Raw genomic sequence first — 16024 nt, 5'->3', positions numbered from 1 at the left:
AGCGGCGGTCCGGGGCGTGTTCATGTCCGCGGCTGAGCCCCTATCCCCTGACCAACAGCACCGACAACGAAGTCGGCTCGATGATGGTGGTGCCCGTGAAGGGCCGGTCGTACGAGGTGATCAGGTAGAGCGTCGCGCCGAAAGCCAGGGAAAACAGCCCCAAGGCCAGGCACAGCGGTCGTCGTCTGGTCCGGTGCAGTTCGCTCAGCACGCAGGCGGCGACGAACAGCATCACCAGCACGGTGACCCATTTGGTCATCTTGACCCGGGCATGCGAAACCAGCAGGCGCTGATTGCGCGCGCTTTCGATGTTCGACGTGTAGCGCCGCAGCGATTCGGCGGCGCGTTGCAGGCCGATCTGGTCGGTGCCGGCTTCGATCCGCACCGAGATGACCACCAGGCTTTCCAGTTGATCTTCGGCGATCTGGCTTGCCTGGCCTTCACCCATCAGCGCCCATTCGTTCCCGACGACCTCGCGGATGTAGTCGTCAAGCACCCCCGTGACCTGTTCGCGCAGATCGGCCGGCAGGAATTTGGAGATGCGCAGCGCGTCGGCCACGGCAATGGCTTCCTGCTCGACGGCGGCGCGGCCCTTGGTGTCCTGCTGCCAGATGTCGGATGCCACGAAAGCGATCACGATCCCCGTGGGCAGCAGGATGCCCGACAGCATGGTGTCGATCATATTGGCGCCGTGCGAGCCGGTCGGCCAGAGGCGCCGCAAGGCCGTCATCAGCGCGACGGCGGCGAGGGACAGGCAGCCCACCAGCAGGACGCAGACGACGAACATGAGCCATTCGGGCAATTCATACATGAAATCGAACATGGTGCCCTCGTTGGATGTCGGCAAGCGCCGGCTCGTCGGGAAATCGGACCGGGAAGTCAGCAGCGGGTCAGAGGATGTCCTGGATCGTCTCGAAGGGGCGGCACAGGCGCGTGCCCTTGTCCGTCACGACAAAGGGCCGGTTCAGCAGGACGGGATGCTGCTCGATGGCGTCGAGCAATTGTTCGTCCGTCAGCGCCGCGTCCGCCAGCCCCAGCGACTCGTAGGCCGCTTCTTTGGGGCGCAGGGCCGCGCGCACCGTCAGGCCCGCAGCCCGGATCAGCTCGCGCAGTTCGGCGCGCGGCGGCAAGGCATGCAGATATTCGACCACCTCGACGGAACGCCCCGTGGCCTGGAGTGTTTCGAGCGCTTTGCGTGACGTGCTGCAACGCGGGTTGTGGTAGATTCTGATCATGGGCGCTCCCCAACGGAAAGCCCCTATTATCCACGATCAGGCGGCGCGGAATGCCCTTTCCGCGCACGATCCCGAATACCGCATGACACCCAGTCGATGAGCCCCATGCCGATGCACTCGCCGTCCGAACCCCGCCCGCCGTTTTACGGGCGCACCGCCCTGCCCGCCCTGGCGCTGGTCCTGGTCCTGGTCCTGGTCCTGGGTGGTTGCGCCAGCGGTCCCCAGGACAATCTCAGCCTGGTGCCGGCCCAGCTCGATCAGCAGACCAGCCGGGACGGGCTGTTCACGCAACCGGTGAAATGGTCGCGCACCCGGCCGGGCTGCCAGGGCGAATGCCCGAAGCTGACGGTCGATTCCCTGGCGTTCCCCGGACATCCCCGCTTGACGGGACTGGTCGACCACGCCTTGGCGGCCATGACCTGGGTCGATGCGCAAAGCGCCGCGCCCTACGACACGCTGGACGGTTTCGAGGCTTATTACTGGAAGACCGCCGAGTCCCGCGACGAGGTCCAGTTGAGCGCCCGGACGCGTTACCGCAACGAGCGCCTGACCGTGGTTGAACTGGACGCGGGCCAGTACCGCACGGGCATGGCCCACGGCATGGCCGGATCGCAATTGCTGAATTGGGACAATACGGCCGAAAAAGCCCTGACGATCGACAATCTGCTGGCGCCGGGCGCCCGCCCGGCCTTCGACGCGGCCTTGCGCGCCGAACACGCCCGCTGGCTGGACCAGCATGCCGACGCCATCGACAACCGGGACAATTTCAACCGCATGTGGCCCTTTGCCCCCAGCGACAATGTGGGGCTGACCGACCTGGGTGTGCTGGTCAAGTACCAGCCCTACGAAATCGCGCCCTACGCCTGGGGGCAGCCGGAACTGCTGATCCCCTACGACCGCCTGCGGGACATCCTGCGCCCGCAGTTTCTGCCGCCGACGTCTTAGGCAGACACACATACGCATATAGCAGCGCCGCATAATGTGCGGCGTTCATATCGTTGGACAAAACGATTCGTTCGGCTTTGAAAAGGATCTCTTTAAGCTGATGCCTTGATTCACGCATCACGACGAGGTCCTTTTCATGCGATTCCGATTCCCGCCGCGCCTGTTTGCCCTGGCCGCTGCGTTGAGCCTGGCAGGCGCCGCGCACGCCGCCGACGTCACCCTGCTGAATGTGTCCTACGACCCCACGCGGGAACTGTATCAGGCCTATAACACGGCATTCGCCAAGTACTGGCAGGACAAGACCGGCGATCACGTCACGATCCGCCAATCGCATGGCGGCTCGGGCAAGCAGGCGCGTTCGGTGATCGACGGTCTGCAGGCCGACGTGGTGACCCTGGCGCTGGCGCCGGACATCGACGCCATCGCCGCGCGCGGCGCGATCCGCCCGGACTGGCAGCAGCAAAACCCGCTGAACAGCGCGCCCTACACCTCCACCATCGTCTTTCTGGTGCGCAAGGGCAATCCCAAGGGCATCCACGACTGGGGCGATCTGATCAAGCCGGGCGTGCAGGTCATCACCCCCAATCCCAAGACCTCCGGCGGCGCGCGCTGGAACTACCTGGCGGCCTGGGGCTACGCCCTGCGCCAGCCCGGCGGCGACGAAACAAAAGCGCGTGACTTCGTGGGCAAGCTCTACCGCCAGGTGCCGGTGCTGGATTCGGGCGCCCGGGGGTCGACCACGACCTTCATCGAGCGCGGCATCGGCGACGTGCTGCTGGCCTGGGAAAACGAAGCCTTTCTGGCGATCCGGGAACTGGGGCCCGACAAGGCGGACATCGTCGTGCCCTCGGTCAGCATCCTGGCCGAACCGCCCGTCGCCGTGGTGGACAAGGTGGTCGACGCTCGGGGCAGGCGCGCCGTGGCGCAGGCCTACCTGGACTATCTGTATTCCGAGGCCGGCCAGGAGATCGCGGCGCAGCACCACTACCGGCCCACGCTGAAGGCGGTCGCCGAGCGGCATGCGGGACAGTTTCCCCACATTGCGCTGTTCACCCTGACGGACGTGGCGCCAAGCTGGGCCGAAGCGCAGAAGACGCACTTCGCGGACGGCGGCGTGTTCGACCAGATCTACCAGCCGAGCGCGCAATAGCCCATGTCCACGACGCTCGCACCGTCCGTCCCCATCGCGTCCCCGGTCCTGCCCGGCCGCAACCTGACGCTGGGCCTGACGCTGACCTATCTGTGCCTGGTGGTCCTGCTGCCGCTCTCGGCGGCATTCCTGACGGCCTCGACCCTGAGCGCGGAGGCGTTCTGGAAAGCGGTCACCGCGCCCCGGGTGCTGGCCTCGTACCGCCTGAGCTTCGGCGCTGCGCTGCTGGCGGCGGCCGTGAATGCGGTGTTCGGCGGCATCGTGGCCTGGGTGCTGGCGCGCTACGCATTCCCCGGCAAGCGGCTGATCGACGCCCTGGTGGACCTGCCTTTCGCCTTGCCGACGGCCGTGGCCGGGATCGCCCTGACCGCCCTGTACGCGCCCACAGGCTGGCTGGGCGGGCTGCTGGCGCCGCTGGGCATCCAGGTGGCCTTCAAGCCGCTGGGGGTGGTGGTGGCCTTGATCTTCATCGGCCTGCCCTTCGTGGTGCGCACCGTCCAGCCGGTGCTGGAGGACATGGCGCCCGAATACGAGGAGGCCGCCAGCAGCCTGGGGGCTTCGCGCGTGCAGGTCTTCGTCCGCGTGGTGTTCCCCGCGATCCTGCCGGCCTTGCTGACGGGTTTCGCCCTGGCTTTTGCGCGTGCGGCCGGTGAATACGGCTCGGTGATCTTCATCGCCGGCAATATGCCGATGGTCTCGGAAATCGCACCGCTGCTGATCGTCACCAAGCTGGAACAGTACGACTACGCGGGCGCCACGGCCATCGCCGTGGTGATGCTGGGGATTTCCTTTTTGATGCTGCTGGCCATCAACCTGCTGCAAGCCTGGGTGCGCCGCCGTTCGACCGGCCGGGCCTGACACGAGTGTTCCGTATCCATGACGACCATCGCTTTTGATTCATTGCCCCAAGCCGCTGCCGCTGCGCGGCCGGCCACCGAAGGCCGACTCGCCCGGCGGGTGCTGATGGGAACGGCGTTTGCCTTCCTGTTCCTGTTCCTGTTCGTCCCGCTGGCGGCGGTCTTTCACCAGGCCCTGGGCAAGGGCTGGGAAGCCTGCGTGGCGGCCGTCACCGAGCCTGACGCCCGGGCGGCGATCCGTCTGACGCTGATCGCGGCCGGGATTGCCGTGCCGCTGAACCTAGTGTTCGGGGTCTGCGCGGCCTGGGCCGTCACCCGCTTCGAGTTCCGGGGCAAGAACCTGCTCATCACCCTGATCGACCTGCCCTTTTCCGTGTCTCCCGTGATTGCCGGCCTGATCTACGTGCTGATGTTCGGCGCCCAGGGCTGGTTCGGCCCCTGGCTGCAGGCGCACAATGTCCAGATCCTGTTCGCCGTGCCGGGCATCGTGCTGGCCACGGTCTTCGTCACCGTGCCTTTCGTGGCGCGCGAGCTGATCCCGCTGATGCAGTCGCAAGGCTGTGAAGAAGAGGAAGCCGCCATCGTGCTGGGCGCCTCGGGCTGGCGCGTCTTCTGGCACGTCACGCTGCCCAATATCCGCTGGGGGCTGTTCTACGGCGTGATCCTGTGCAATGCGCGCGCCATGGGGGAATTCGGCGCGGTGTCGGTGGTGTCGGGCCATATTCGCGGCCTGACCAACACCCTGCCCCTGCACGTGGAAATCCTCTACAACGAATACCACTTCGCGGCTGCCTTTTCGGTGGCCTCGCTGCTGGCGTTATTGGCCTTGCTGACGCTGGCCCTGAAGTCCCTGGCCGAATGGCGCCTGCGCGCCCAGGCCGCTCGAACCGTATCGGAGCACGCCTCATGAGCATCGAAGTCCGCCACATCCACAAGCAGTTCGGCGCGTTCACGGCGCTGGATGACGTATCCCTGGCCTTTCCGGACGGCAAGCTGACCGCCTTGCTGGGGCCGTCGGGGTGCGGCAAGACCACGCTGCTGCGCATCATCGCCGGCCTGGAGCATCCCGACACGGGCCAGGTGCTGCTCGAAGGCCAGGATGCGTCCCGCACGCACGTGCGCCAGCGGCAGGTCGGTTTCGTGTTTCAGCACTACGCCTTGTTCAAGCACATGACGGTGTTCGAGAACGTGGCCTTCGGCCTGCGCGTCAAGCCGCGCGGCCGGCGGCCGGACGAGCGCCGGATCCGCGAAAAAGTCATGGGGTTGCTGGAGCTGGTGCAACTGGACTGGCTGGCCGACCGCCGGCCGGCGGCCCTGTCGGGCGGGCAGCGCCAGCGCATCGCCCTGGCGCGCGCCCTGGCGGTGGAGCCGCGCGTGCTGCTGCTCGATGAGCCTTTTGGCGCGCTGGACGCCAAGGTCCGCAAGGAACTGCGGCGCTGGCTGCGCCGCCTGCACGACGAACTGCACATGACCAGCCTGTTCGTCACGCACGACCAGGAAGAAGCCCTGGAGGTCGCCGACGAGGTCGTCATCATGAACAAGGGCCGGGTCGAGCAGCAAGGCGCGCCGCAGGCGGTGTACGACACGCCGGAAACGGCCTTTGTCTACGGCTTCCTGGGACATGTGAATCTGTTCCAGGGCCGGGTGCGCGACGGGCGCTTGCACACGGGGGGCGCGGCCATCGAGATGCCGGGCCTGGAGGGCGCGGCCGACGCGGCGGGGACGGCCTACGTCCGGCCGCATGACATCCAGATCGAGCCGCTGCCGGCAGGCTCTTCCGCGGACCAGGGCCTGCTGGTGAATCTGCAGCGGGCGCACGCCTTCGGGCCGCTGGCGCAACTGGAGCTGCGGCGCGAGGACACCCAGGAAATCATCGAGGTGGTCATGCCCAGCCTGGAATTCGACCGGATCCGGGCGCAGGGCCACCAGCGCTTCGTCGCCCGGCCCCGGCAGGCGCGGGTGTTCTTGAACTAGGACACGGCGTCGGCCGCCGAGCCGTCGCCTTACTTGCCCGGCGCCGTATCCTCGAAACGACCCAGGTCGAAGTAGCGCGAGAACGAGGACGCATCTTCCGCGCCCCGGCCGGACGCCGGGGAAGCGGCTGCGGACGGCGCTTGCGCGGGCGCGGCCCCCGCTGATGCGGCCCCTGCCGCCCCGCCCTGGCGGCCTTGTGCTCTTTGGGCGGCAACCTGGTCCAGGCCATCGGCCAAGGACGCATGGTTGTTCTTCCGCGCCCAGTCCGCAGCCGTCTCGTGGGCGGCATTGAACATGGTGGGATCAGCGCCGTGTTCCAGCAGCAGGCGGACGATCTCCGGCTTGCCGGACAGGGCGGCCATCATCAGCGGCGTGGTGCCGTCGGGGCCCGGCGCATTGATGATGGCGCCGCGTTCGATCAGCATGCGGGCCGTCTCCATCTGCGCCTTGGACGCGGCGTAGTGCAAGGGCGTCCAGCCCAGGCGGTTGATCTGGGCGCCCGCCGCGATCAGCGTCCGGGCCCGGTCAGTCTGGCCCAGGATGCACAGGTACATCAGCGCCGTTTCATCGCGCGCATTGGGCGCGTCGATCTGCACGCCGGGGGCCGCGCGCAAGGCGTCGAACACCTTCCAGGACTGGTCGCGCGCCGCCTGGGTCAGTGCGGGGTTGCCCAGGGTGTTGAACGCGTTCGGGTCAGTGTGGCGCAGCAGCAGGCCCTGCACGGTGGACAGATCATCGCGGCGGATGGCCGACCACCAATCGGACGTCGGCGCCTGCTGGGCGGAGACCATGGGCGGCGCGCCGATGCCCAGGGCCAGGACCAGCATCAGACCGGCCAGCCGGCCGCGCCGGGCGCCGATGCGAACAAGAGTGGACAAAGACATGGCGGAAACCTCCGTCGGCGGAAAGGGGGACAGGCGGCCCGGGCGACGGGCCGGGAGAACAGCAGTTCAAGCGGCTGCAGCCGCCTTGTGAAACAGCCGCCAGTAGTTTTCGGCGCTGGCCTGCTCGATCTCGGCGACGGGCACGCCGCGCAGTTCGGCAATCTTTTCGGCCACGTGGATCACCCGGGACGGATCGTTCATCTTGCCCCGGTACGGCACCGGCGCCAGATAGGGGGAATCGGTCTCGATCAGCAAGCGGTCCAGCGGCACCCGGCGGGCCACGTCCTGGATCTGGGCGGCATTCTTGAAGGTCACGATCCCCGACAGGGAAATGTAGAACCCCAGGTCCAGTGCGCCTTGCGCGACTTCCCAGGACTCGGTGAAGCAATGCATGACGCCGGCCGGGGCGCGTTCCTCGCGCATCAGGCGCAGGGTGTCCTCGGCGGCGGCGCGGGTATGGATGATCAGCGGCAAGCCGGTTTCGTGCGCCGCGCGGATGTGGGTGCGGAAGCGCTCGCGCTGCCAGTCCAGCGGTTCGCTCAGGCGGTAATAGTCGAGCCCGGTCTCGCCGATGGCGACGACCTTGGGATGGCCGGCGCGGCTGACGAGGTCCTCCACGGTCGGCTCGGCGTTGTCCTCGTCTCCGGCATCATTGTCCGGATGCACGCCGACGGAGGCCCGCAGAAAAGGATGCTGCTCCACCAGCGCCATCAGGCCGGGCCAGTCGCGCAGATTGACGCTGACCACCAGGGCATGGCCGACGCCGGCCGTGCGCATGCGCTCCAGCACCTCGGGCAGTTGGGCTTGCAGATCGGGAAAGTTCAGGTGGCAATGAGAATCGATGTACATGATCGGACGATATCGGGGGATTCAGATCGAAAACGGGTCGGGCCGCAGGATCAGGCACGGCCCTTGGGATCAGCGCGGACGGGCCGCACCGATTGCAGCAGCGTGCGGGCGGCGTGATCGGCCAGCAGCTTGGGATTGAGGGGGTGATGCGCCAGGCGCCGCTGGTCCCGCAGCCAGTCGGCGGTGCGGGCCAGGGCCGCCGGATCCAGGGCCTGGGCGACCGTCGCGATCCGGGCCGCCTGTGCGGGATGATAGCGCGGCGGCAGGCCGTGGGCGCCCAGGCTCAGGTCCAGCCACAGGCGTTGGAAGTCATCCACCCAGTCGGCGGGCTGCCCCGCCTGCAGCGCGTCGGCCAGCGCGGCGCCGTCGCCGTCCCGGCCGGCCTGGTCCAGGAACAGATCCAGCCAGGCGGGCATCACGGGCCGTCCTTCTTGCGCCTGCTCCCGCGCCAGCAGCGGCGCATCGCCGGCGGCCGCCAGCCGGGCGGCAGCGTCCTTCACGCCCTGGGCTTCGAGCCAGGCGAGGGATTCGGCCACAGGCGGCACGGCCAGCGGCAGGCGCCGGCAACGCGATACCAGTGTGGGCAGCAGGCGGTCGGGGGCCTGGGCCGACAACAGAAATACGGTGTGTTCGGGCGGTTCTTCCAGGATTTTGAGCAGGGCGTTGGCCGCAATGGTGTTCAGGGCCTCGGCCGGATACAGCAGCGCGACGCGCCAGCCGCCCCGGTGGGTGGCGGTGTTGAACCAGGGCAGCAGGCTGCGGATCTGTTCGATGCGGATCTCGCGCGAGGGCTGTTTCTTGGCGTCCTCGGCCACGTCCAGCGCGCCTTCGCGCACGGCCTGGGCGTCGGGCCGGATGCGGCGCAGATCGGGATGGTTGCCGGCCTTGACCCAACGGCAGGCCTGGCATTCGCCGCAGGCCAGCCCGTCGCGGGGTGACTCGCACAGCAGGCTGGCGGCCCCCGCCAGGGCGAATTCCATCTGGCCGCAGCCGGGCCGGCCGTGGATCAGCCAGGCGTGGGCAAAGCGTTCGCGCGTGGCCAGCCAGCGGCGCGCCGGCGTCTGTTGCCAGGGTAGAAAGTCCGTCATACCGGATCCAGCGTGGCGGGCGCGTAGCCGCGCGTGCGCAGCAGCCCGTCCAGAATGCCGCCCAGCTCAAGGCGGATCGCCTCGATGCTCCGGCGGGCGTCGATCACCCGGAAGCGGTCCGGATCGGTCGCCGCCCGGGCGTGGTAAGCCTGACGGGTGCGCTCGAAAAAGGCTTCGTCCTCGCGCTCGAAACGGTCGGTCTGGGCCCGTCCCTGCGCCAGGCGTTCGCGGGCGGTTTCCAGCGGCACGTCGAACAGCAGCGTGCAGTCCGGCCCCCTGCCCTGTTGCACCCAGTCTTCCAGGATACGGACCGGTTCCGCGCCCAGGGACCGGCCGCCGCCCTGGTAGGCGAACGAGGCGTCGGTGTAGCGGTCGCACAGCACCCACTGGCCTGCTTCCAGAGCGGGCAGGATGCGCGTGCGCCAGTGTTCGTTGCGGGCGGCGAACATCAGCAGGGTTTCGGTACGCAGGTCCATGGGACGGTGCAGCAGCAGTTCGCGCAAGGTTTCCCCCAGCGGGGTGCCGCCGGGCTCACGGGTGGACAGCAGCGCCACCCCGGCCCGGCGCAGCCGGTCCTCGATCCAGGAAATATGCGTGCTCTTGCCGGCCCCATCCAGGCCTTCGAGCGTGATGAAGCAGGCGCCTCGGGTCGTCATGGGCTATCGTTTCAGGATGTATTTGCTGACGGCGCGATTGTGCGCCGACAGGTCGGTGGAAAATTCGCTGGTGCCGTCGCCCCGCGACACGAAATACAGGTATTTGTGCCGTTCCGGGTGCAAAGTCGCATCCAGCGCCGCCTTGCCCGGACTGGCGATGGGCGTGGGCGGCAGGCCCGCGCGGGTGTAGGTGTTCCAGGGCGTGTCGCGCTCCAGGTCCTTTCTGCGCAGACGGCCCTGATAATCGGCGCCCAGTCCGTAGATCACGGTGGGATCGGTCTGCAAGGGCATGCCGATCTTCAGGCGATTGATGAAAACGCCGGCGACGCGCGCCCGGTCGGCGCCGTGGCCGGTTTCTTTTTCGACGATGGAGGCCAGGATCAGCGCCTGATACGGCGTTTCCAGCGGCAGATCGCGATCCCGTTCGGCCCAGGCGCGCTCCAGCGTCTGGCGGCCGGCCTGGGCGGCGCGGCGCAGGACGTCCAGGTCGGAGCTGCCCGGTGCGAACACATAGGTGTCGGGATAGAACAGGCCTTCGGGCGCATCGGCTTCCAGACCCAGGCGCTGGAGCAAGGCCTGGTCATCCATCCCGCGCGTGTCGTGGCGGACCTGGGGACTGGCGTCCAGCGCCGCCCGGATCTGGCCGAAGGTCCAGCCTTCGGGAAAGGTCAGCCGGGTCTGGGTCATGTCCCCGTTGGCCATGCGTTCCAGCAGCAGCCAGGGCGTGTCGCCCTCGCGGGCCTCGTAGGCGCCGGCCTTCAGCAATTTGTCGCGGCCGCTCAGGCGCGCCAGCCAGATGAAGGCATCCGGCTGGACGTCGATGCCCGCGTCCCGCATCGCCACGGCGATCTGGCGCGGCGTGCTGCCCGCGTCGATCAGATAGTCCACGACCGGAGTTTTCATGGGCACGGGGCGCTTCCAGCCCCACCAGGCCGCCGAGCCGATGGCGATCGCCACGGCCAGCAGGCCGAGGATCAGCAGCCAGAGAAATCCGCGCAGGAGCCCTTTCATCGCAGGGCCGTCCCAAGATGAAAGGTATAGGAGACTTTTTCCATGCCCGCCAGTTTAACTGGATCATTGGCGGGCGACCGGCGGGCTTGTGACTTTTAGCCTCAGAGGCTGCCCATCAGCAATTGCACGATCAGGCTGCTGATTGAGACGGCAGTCCAGACCCCCAGGCCCAGCAGCAGCGGTCGTACGCCGGCCAGGGCCATGCGGCGCAGATCGGAGGACAAGCCGATGGCGGTCAGCGCCATGATGATGAGGAATTGCGAGAGCAGATGCAGCGGTCCGAGCAGGACTTCCGGGATCAGGCCCAGGCTGCGCGTCGCCGAAGCCGCCAGGAACCAGAGAATGAACCAGGGAAAGATCGAGGCCAGGGACACCCGGGTTTCCGAATGCTGGTTGCGCCAGGCCACCCAGAAGGCGATGACGATGCAGATCGGGATGATGAGCGTCGCGCGGGTCAGCTTGACGATGGTGGCGATGTCTCCCGCCGCCACACTGTAGCTGTAGCCCGCCGCCACCACGGAGGACGTGTCGTTGATGGCAGTCCCGGCCCACAGGCCGAAGCCATGGTCGCTCAGCCCCATCCAGTGGCCCAGGGGCGGAAACAGCAGCACCGCCACGACGTTGAACAGAAAGATCGTTGAAATCGACAGGGCCGTCTCGTGGTCGTCGGGCTTGATGATGGGCGCAACGGCCGCAATGGCCGAGCCGCCGCAGATCGCGGTGCCGACGCCGATCAGGGTGCACAGGTGACTGCCCAGTTTCAGCCAGCGGCCCAGCAGCCAGGCGCTCAGGAAGGCCACGGACAGGGTGATCAGGGTCACGGCCAGGGACGAGGCTCCGGTCTTCAGGACCTGGCCGAAACTCAGGCCGAAGCCCAGGCCGATGATGGACCATTTCAGCACCTGGCGGCTGCTGAAGACCACCCCCGGAGTGAAAATCGGCGACAGGCCCAGGACGTTGCGCCAGACCATGCCCAGCAGGATGCCGAATACGGGGCCGCCGATCAGCGGAAACCGGGCGCCCAGCCACCAGGCCACCAGGCCCAGCCCCCCGGCGAGCAGCAGCCCGTACCAGAGCGAAGGCGTGCGCGACGAGCCACGGGACTGCGTCTGGGCGGCGGGGCGGCCGGAGGCCGATGGCAGAGGGTGCGGAACAGCGGAGATGGGCAGCATGCTGAAGGCTCGTCGATGGAGGGAAACTGGATGGAGGCCATTCTAGGCATGGGGTATGAATAAATAAATTCAAATCATTTTAGTAAGTACATAAAAAATATTGAATTAGTGCGATTTGCGCGCCGGATCCGGCCGGGTCCGGCGCCGGTTCGCGCTATCCTAGGCGGTCACCTTTTCCCGCCTGCGCCGCCTCCCTCGTGCCTGCCCTATTGCCCAGCGTCGATTTCATTTACGGTGCAGTGCTGGCCGCCGCCCTCTTTCATGCGACCTGGAACGCGCTGATCAAGGGCAGTTCCGACAAGCTGCTGAGCGCCATCGGCATCACCGGGGTGTCGACCCTGATCGCGGCGCTCTGTCTGCCCTGGCTGCCGCAGCCGGCGCCGGCCAGCTGGCCCTTCCTGCTGGCATCGCTGGTCTTGCAGGTCGTCTACATGCGGCTGGTCGCGCATATCTACCGCGTGGCCGACATGAGCGTCAGCTATCCCGTCATGCGGGGCACCGCGCCGCTGCTGGTGGCGCTCGTGTCCATCGTGTTCTTCCATGACGACCCGAGCCCGGTCGCGCTCGCGGGCGTGGCCACGATCTGCGCCGGCATTCTGTGCATCGGCCTGCCCGGCATCGCCCGGTCACGCAAGTCCGGCGGCGTGCCGCTTGCCTTGCTGAACGCCGTCGTGATCGCGGGCTACACCCTGGTGGACGGCACGGGCGCCCGGCTCTCGCAGGCCCCGGCCGGCTACACGCTCTGGATTTTTCTGTTGCAAGGCATCGTCATGGTCGGCCTGGCCCTGCCGCATCGGGCCCGGGATCTGGCGGGCCATTTCCGGGCCCATTGGGGCGCGGCCGTATTGGGCGGATTCGGCTCCGTGATTTCCTACGGCGTGGCGCTCTGGGCCATGACGCTGGCGCCCATTGCGGTCATCGCCGCCTTGCGCGAGACCTCCATTCTGTTCGGCATCCTGATTTCAGGCCTGTTCCTGCGCGAGCGCCTGACGCCCGCCCGCCTCGCGGGCGGCTGCGTCCTGGTGCTGGGCGTGATCGTGCTGCGTCTGGCCCCATAGCGGCCAGCGCCGCCCCGCCCCCGGCGCGACGCCGTCGATGCGGAAAATCCGGGCTGGCATCAGCATTTACCCTAGATCACCTGGACCGGATTCCGCGTGCTTCCGGTCGATCGGTCAATGTTTACGCCACTTTTCGATGATCTGGATCAATTTTCGGAATATTCTGGCTCTAAAGTTAGAAACAAACTGGACCTAGTTTGCCGGCCGGACTATAGGCACCATGAGTGGACAAGAGCCGCACTGGAACAGATCCACGGACTGGCATCCGACGCGGCTTCCATCAAGGAGACGACCGTGAAACCATCTTTTCGCTTCATTCGCAAGCTGACCGTGCTGGGCGTGGCCGCGGGGGCCCTGAGCCTGAGCTGCGGCGCCTACGCCGCGACCAAGGTCGTGGTGGGTTATCAGCAGATCGTAGGTCCCTTCGTCAGCGCCATCGCCGATGGCAGCTTCGACAAGGCGCTGCAGGAAGTCGGGTATGAAGTGGACTGGCGCCAGTTCAGTTCGGCGGGTGATATTTCCAGCGCCTTTGCCTCGCGCGACGTGCCGGTGGGGGTGTTGGGATCCACCGGGATCACGGCCGCCGTGACGCGCGGCGTGGACATGCAGCTTTTCTGGATTCTGGACAACATCGGCAAGTCCGAGGCGCTGATCGCGCGCAATGGCTCGGGCATCGAGAAACCCAAGGATCTGGTGGGCAAGAAAGTCGGCGTGCCCTTCGTGTCGACGTCGCACTTCCACCTGCTGCTCGCCCTGAACGACATCTGGCGCATCAAGGCCAACGATGTGCAGATCCTGAACATGCAGCCGCCGCAGATCGTGGCCGCCTGGCAGCGAGGCGACATCGACGCCGCTTACGTCTGGCCGCCGGCACTGACGGAAATCATGAAGACCGGCAAGGAAATCACCAATTCCGAGGAAATCGGCGCCAAGACCGTTCCCACCTTCGACGGCATCGTGGTGGACAAGGCCTGGGCAGCCAAGAATCCCAAGTTCATGGCCGCCTTCACCGAGGTCCTGGCCAAGTCCTACCAAGGCTTCGATGCGCGCAAGGGTTCCCTGACGCCGGATTCTCCCGAGATCAAGGGCATCGTGAAGATGATCGGCGGCACGCCCGCCGACATCGTCAGCGCCATGAACCTGCTGCTCTTTCCCGACGTGAAGGAACAGGCGTCCAACGTCTGGCTGGGCGGCGGCGCGCAAGGCGGCGCCGCCAAGGCGCTGACGGCCAGCGCGACGTTCCTCAAGGCGCAGCGCCAGATCAACGCGCCCTTGGGCGATTACACCCCCTTCGTGACCTCCAGCTTTGCCGACGAAGCCGCGAAAACCGTGAAGTAATGTAATGGCAACATCCCGGACCTGAACCGGTCCGGGCGGCCGCCGGGGCCTTGCCCCCATGATGCTCCGGCGGCCGGACACCATCCCTGAAGGAGTCTCTCATGTCCGCCGCCATGGCCAATCTCAGCATCCGCAATGTCAGCGTGACGTATCCCTCCCAGATGATGGGCGGCGCGGTCACCGCGCTCAAGGACGTCAATCTCGAAATCGCCCCGGGGGACTTCGTCGTCGCCCTGGGAGCTTCCGGCTGCGGCAAGACCACGCTGCTCAGCGTGATCGCGGGGTTTCTGACCCCGACCGAGGGCGAGGTCCTGCTCGGGGGCGACCCGGTCATCGGCCCCGGCGCCGACCGGGGCGTGGTGTTCCAGAAACACGCCCTGCTGCCCTGGCTCAATGTGATCGATAACACGGAGTTCGGGCTGAAGCTGCGCGGGGTGCCAAAGAACAAGCGCTTTGAGATCGCCGCCCGGAATCTCGAACTGGTGGGCCTGAAGGATTTCCACAAGCACATGATCTACCAGTTGTCGGGGGGGATGCAGCAGCGGGTCGGGATCGCCCGGGCGCTGACCTGCGATCCGGCCATGCTGCTCATGGACGAGCCGATGGCGGCACTGGACGCGCTGTCGCGCGAGACCATCCAGGAACTGCTGCTGGACGTCTGGCAGCACACCCACAAAATGCTGTTCTTCATCACGCACAGCGTGGAGGAAGCCCTGTTCCTGGGCACCAAGCTGATCGTGATGTCGCCCCGCCCGGGGCGCGTCACCAACACCTACGAGCTCGACTTCAACCGGCGCTTCCTGAAGGACCGGAACGCGCGGGCCATCAAATCCAGTCCCGATTTCATCCAGATGCGGGAAACCGTGCTGGACATCATCTATGGGGACGAACGGGCCGCCGGCGATCCCGAGTTTCACCAGAACGCCTGAGCCGCTTCCTCAAAACCGCCTATCGGAGTCATAGCATGTCGATCGTATCCACGCGGAAGCGCCGCGCAGCGGAGCCCGGGAAAGTCTACGGCGCCCCCGGGGCCGGCTACAGCGGCCACATCAGCCTCATGACGGCGCTCGTGCTGATCGCCTTGTGGTTTCTCGTCACCGGCATGGGGTGGATCAAGCCCATCTTCCTGCCTTCGCCGGGCGCCGTCTACGGCAAATTCATCGAGGCCGCGACCGAGGGCGTCGCCAATTCCACCCTGGCCCAGCACACCCTGGTCAGCCTGGGCAGGGTCATGGGCGCCTTCCTGCTGGCGCTGGTGACGGCCGTCCCGATCGGCATCATGATGGGCGTGAACCGGACGATGCGTGGGCTGTTCGACCCCATCATCGAGTTCTACCGTCCCCTGCCCCCGCTGGCCTACCTGCCGCTGGTCATCATCTGGTTCGGGATCGGCGAGTTCCCCAAGGTCTTCCTGATCTTCCTGGCGATCTTCGCGCCGATGGCCATCGCCGCCCGGGCCGGGGTCAAGTCCGTGTCCATCGAGCAGATCCACGCCGCCTACGCCATGGGGGCCAGCAGCCGCCAGATCATCTTCCACGTCATCCTGAAGGCGGCGCTGCCCGAGATCTTCACCGGGATGCGCATCGGCATCGGCGTGGGCTGGACGACGCTGGTGGCCGCCGAAATGGTGGCGGCGGCGCGCGGCCTGGGCTTCATGGTGCTGAACGCCGCCCAGTACCTGGCGAGCGACACCGTGATCATGGGTATCATCGTGATCGGATTCTTCGCCTTCTCGTTCGACTTGCTGCTGCGCTATCTCGAACGCGCCATGATCCCCTGGAAAGGCAAAATTTAAGGAACGTCCTCC

17 protein-coding genes are annotated in these 16024 nt (G+C 66.9%); 9 read left to right on the top strand and 8 right to left on the bottom strand.

Going from position 1 to position 16024, the window contains the following annotated elements:
- Positions 1-40 precede the first annotated feature (40 nt).
- Both ACFO0J_RS10905 and arsC read right to left on the bottom strand, forming a co-directional pair.
- Positions 41-847, bottom strand: coding sequence for a bestrophin-like domain (locus ACFO0J_RS10905; RefSeq protein WP_376813109.1), 807 nt, complete (start codon positions 845-847; stop codon positions 41-43).
- 43 nt (positions 848-890) lie between these two features.
- A complete protein-coding gene (gene arsC / locus ACFO0J_RS10900; protein WP_376813108.1) occupies positions 891-1235 on the bottom strand; it encodes an arsenate reductase (glutaredoxin) in 345 nt (114 codons plus the stop codon).
- Positions 1236-1340: 105 nt separating this feature from the next.
- On the opposite strand from arsC, the gene ACFO0J_RS10895 reads away from it, so the two are divergent.
- The 5 genes from ACFO0J_RS10895 (at position 1341) to ACFO0J_RS10875 (ending at position 6161) form a co-directional block, all read left to right on the top strand.
- Positions 1341-2180 (top strand): RsiV family protein, encoded by an 840-nt coding sequence (locus ACFO0J_RS10895; protein ID WP_376813107.1) that lies wholly within the window; start codon positions 1341-1343, stop codon positions 2178-2180.
- Between the two features lie 136 nt (positions 2181-2316).
- Positions 2317-3330: a sulfate ABC transporter substrate-binding protein gene (locus ACFO0J_RS10890; RefSeq protein WP_376813106.1), complete on the top strand. Its 1014-nt coding sequence runs from the start codon at positions 2317-2319 to the stop codon at positions 3328-3330.
- Between the two features lie 3 nt (positions 3331-3333).
- On the top strand, positions 3334-4188 hold the full coding sequence (gene cysT, locus ACFO0J_RS10885) for a sulfate ABC transporter permease subunit CysT (RefSeq protein WP_376813105.1): 855 nt from the start codon (positions 3334-3336) through the stop codon (positions 4186-4188).
- A gap of 18 nt (positions 4189-4206) precedes the next feature.
- Positions 4207-5097: a sulfate ABC transporter permease subunit CysW gene (gene cysW / locus ACFO0J_RS10880; RefSeq protein WP_376813104.1), complete on the top strand. Its 891-nt coding sequence runs from the start codon at positions 4207-4209 to the stop codon at positions 5095-5097.
- Positions 5094-6161: a sulfate/molybdate ABC transporter ATP-binding protein gene (locus ACFO0J_RS10875; RefSeq protein WP_376813103.1), complete on the top strand. Its 1068-nt coding sequence runs from the start codon at positions 5094-5096 to the stop codon at positions 6159-6161. Before cysW ends, ACFO0J_RS10875 begins: the two co-directional genes overlap by 4 nt.
- Before the next feature lie 29 nt (positions 6162-6190).
- On the opposite strand, the gene ACFO0J_RS10870 is transcribed toward ACFO0J_RS10875, so the two are convergent.
- The 6 genes from ACFO0J_RS10870 to ACFO0J_RS10845 all read right to left on the bottom strand — a co-directional run bounded on the left by ACFO0J_RS10870 (position 6191) and on the right by ACFO0J_RS10845 (position 11821).
- On the bottom strand, positions 6191-7045 hold the full coding sequence (locus ACFO0J_RS10870) for an ankyrin repeat domain-containing protein (RefSeq protein WP_376813102.1): 855 nt from the start codon (positions 7043-7045) through the stop codon (positions 6191-6193).
- Positions 7046-7111: 66 nt separating this feature from the next.
- The gene (locus tag ACFO0J_RS10865; RefSeq protein ID WP_376813101.1) at positions 7112-7894 is read right to left on the bottom strand and encodes a TatD family hydrolase; all 783 of its coding nucleotides are present in this window, start codon (positions 7892-7894) and stop codon (positions 7112-7114) included.
- A 50-nt stretch (positions 7895-7944) separates the two neighbouring features.
- Positions 7945-8982, bottom strand: coding sequence for a DNA polymerase III subunit delta' (gene holB / locus ACFO0J_RS10860; RefSeq protein ID WP_376813100.1), 1038 nt, complete (start codon positions 8980-8982; stop codon positions 7945-7947).
- Entirely contained in the window at positions 8979-9638 is a 660-nt protein-coding gene (tmk, locus tag ACFO0J_RS10855) for a dTMP kinase (protein ID WP_376813099.1), read from the bottom strand. The genes holB and tmk overlap by 4 nt, the downstream gene beginning before the upstream one ends.
- Before the next feature lie 3 nt (positions 9639-9641).
- Complete coding sequence (gene mltG, locus ACFO0J_RS10850) at positions 9642-10649, bottom strand: endolytic transglycosylase MltG (protein ID WP_376813098.1); 1008 nt, start codon at positions 10647-10649, stop codon at positions 9642-9644.
- Between the two features lie 101 nt (positions 10650-10750).
- Positions 10751-11821: a YeiH family protein gene (locus tag ACFO0J_RS10845; protein WP_376813097.1), complete on the bottom strand. Its 1071-nt coding sequence runs from the start codon at positions 11819-11821 to the stop codon at positions 10751-10753.
- A gap of 197 nt (positions 11822-12018) precedes the next feature.
- On the opposite strand from ACFO0J_RS10845, the gene ACFO0J_RS10840 reads away from it, so the two are divergent.
- The 4 genes from ACFO0J_RS10840 (at position 12019) to ACFO0J_RS10825 (ending at position 16012) form a co-directional block, all read left to right on the top strand.
- Positions 12019-12879, top strand: coding sequence for a DMT family transporter (locus ACFO0J_RS10840; protein ID WP_376813096.1), 861 nt, complete (start codon positions 12019-12021; stop codon positions 12877-12879).
- A 294-nt stretch (positions 12880-13173) separates the two neighbouring features.
- A complete protein-coding gene (gene tauA, locus ACFO0J_RS10835) occupies positions 13174-14217 on the top strand; it encodes a taurine ABC transporter substrate-binding protein (protein ID WP_376813095.1) in 1044 nt (347 codons plus the stop codon).
- Positions 14218-14330: 113 nt separating this feature from the next.
- Positions 14331-15146, top strand: a complete 816-nt coding sequence (locus tag ACFO0J_RS10830; RefSeq protein ID WP_376813239.1) for a taurine ABC transporter ATP-binding protein — start codon at positions 14331-14333, stop codon at positions 15144-15146.
- A 35-nt stretch (positions 15147-15181) separates the two neighbouring features.
- The gene (locus ACFO0J_RS10825; RefSeq protein ID WP_376813094.1) at positions 15182-16012 is read left to right on the top strand and encodes an ABC transporter permease subunit; all 831 of its coding nucleotides are present in this window, start codon (positions 15182-15184) and stop codon (positions 16010-16012) included.
- The last annotated feature ends 12 nt before the right edge of the window (positions 16013-16024 follow it).

Origin of the sequence: Castellaniella hirudinis, from assembly GCF_042651965.1 — a bacterium.
GTDB lineage: Bacteria > Pseudomonadota > Gammaproteobacteria > Burkholderiales > Burkholderiaceae_B > Castellaniella > Castellaniella hirudinis.
Note: the sequence above shows the minus strand (reverse complement) of the source record. Positions and strands in the feature narration are given on the sequence as shown.

Bases quoted from the DNA above. Each gene is read 5' to 3' on its own strand.
- tmk (WP_376813099.1), bottom strand. From the start codon at position 9,638: ATGACGACCCGAGGCGCCTGCTTCATCACGCTCGAAGGCCTGGATGGG.
- ACFO0J_RS10895 (WP_376813107.1), top strand. From the start codon at position 1,341: ATGCCGATGCACTCGCCGTCCGAACCCCGCCCGCCGTTTTACGGGCGC.
- mltG (WP_376813098.1), bottom strand. From the start codon at position 10,649: ATGAAAGGGCTCCTGCGCGGATTTCTCTGGCTGCTGATCCTCGGCCTG.
- ACFO0J_RS10875 (WP_376813103.1), top strand. From the start codon at position 5,094: ATGAGCATCGAAGTCCGCCACATCCACAAGCAGTTCGGCGCGTTCACG.
- ACFO0J_RS10830 (WP_376813239.1), top strand. From the start codon at position 14,331: ATGGCCAATCTCAGCATCCGCAATGTCAGCGTGACGTATCCCTCCCAG.
- holB (WP_376813100.1), bottom strand. From the start codon at position 8,982: ATGACGGACTTTCTACCCTGGCAACAGACGCCGGCGCGCCGCTGGCTG.
- cysW (WP_376813104.1), top strand. From the start codon at position 4,207: ATGACGACCATCGCTTTTGATTCATTGCCCCAAGCCGCTGCCGCTGCG.
- ACFO0J_RS10825 (WP_376813094.1), top strand. From the start codon at position 15,182: ATGTCGATCGTATCCACGCGGAAGCGCCGCGCAGCGGAGCCCGGGAAA.
- cysT (WP_376813105.1), top strand. From the start codon at position 3,334: ATGTCCACGACGCTCGCACCGTCCGTCCCCATCGCGTCCCCGGTCCTG.
- ACFO0J_RS10845 (WP_376813097.1), bottom strand. From the start codon at position 11,821: ATGCTGCCCATCTCCGCTGTTCCGCACCCTCTGCCATCGGCCTCCGGC.
- ACFO0J_RS10890 (WP_376813106.1), top strand. From the start codon at position 2,317: ATGCGATTCCGATTCCCGCCGCGCCTGTTTGCCCTGGCCGCTGCGTTG.
- ACFO0J_RS10870 (WP_376813102.1), bottom strand. From the start codon at position 7,045: ATGTCTTTGTCCACTCTTGTTCGCATCGGCGCCCGGCGCGGCCGGCTG.
- arsC (WP_376813108.1), bottom strand. From the start codon at position 1,235: ATGATCAGAATCTACCACAACCCGCGTTGCAGCACGTCACGCAAAGCG.
- ACFO0J_RS10865 (WP_376813101.1), bottom strand. From the start codon at position 7,894: ATGTACATCGATTCTCATTGCCACCTGAACTTTCCCGATCTGCAAGCC.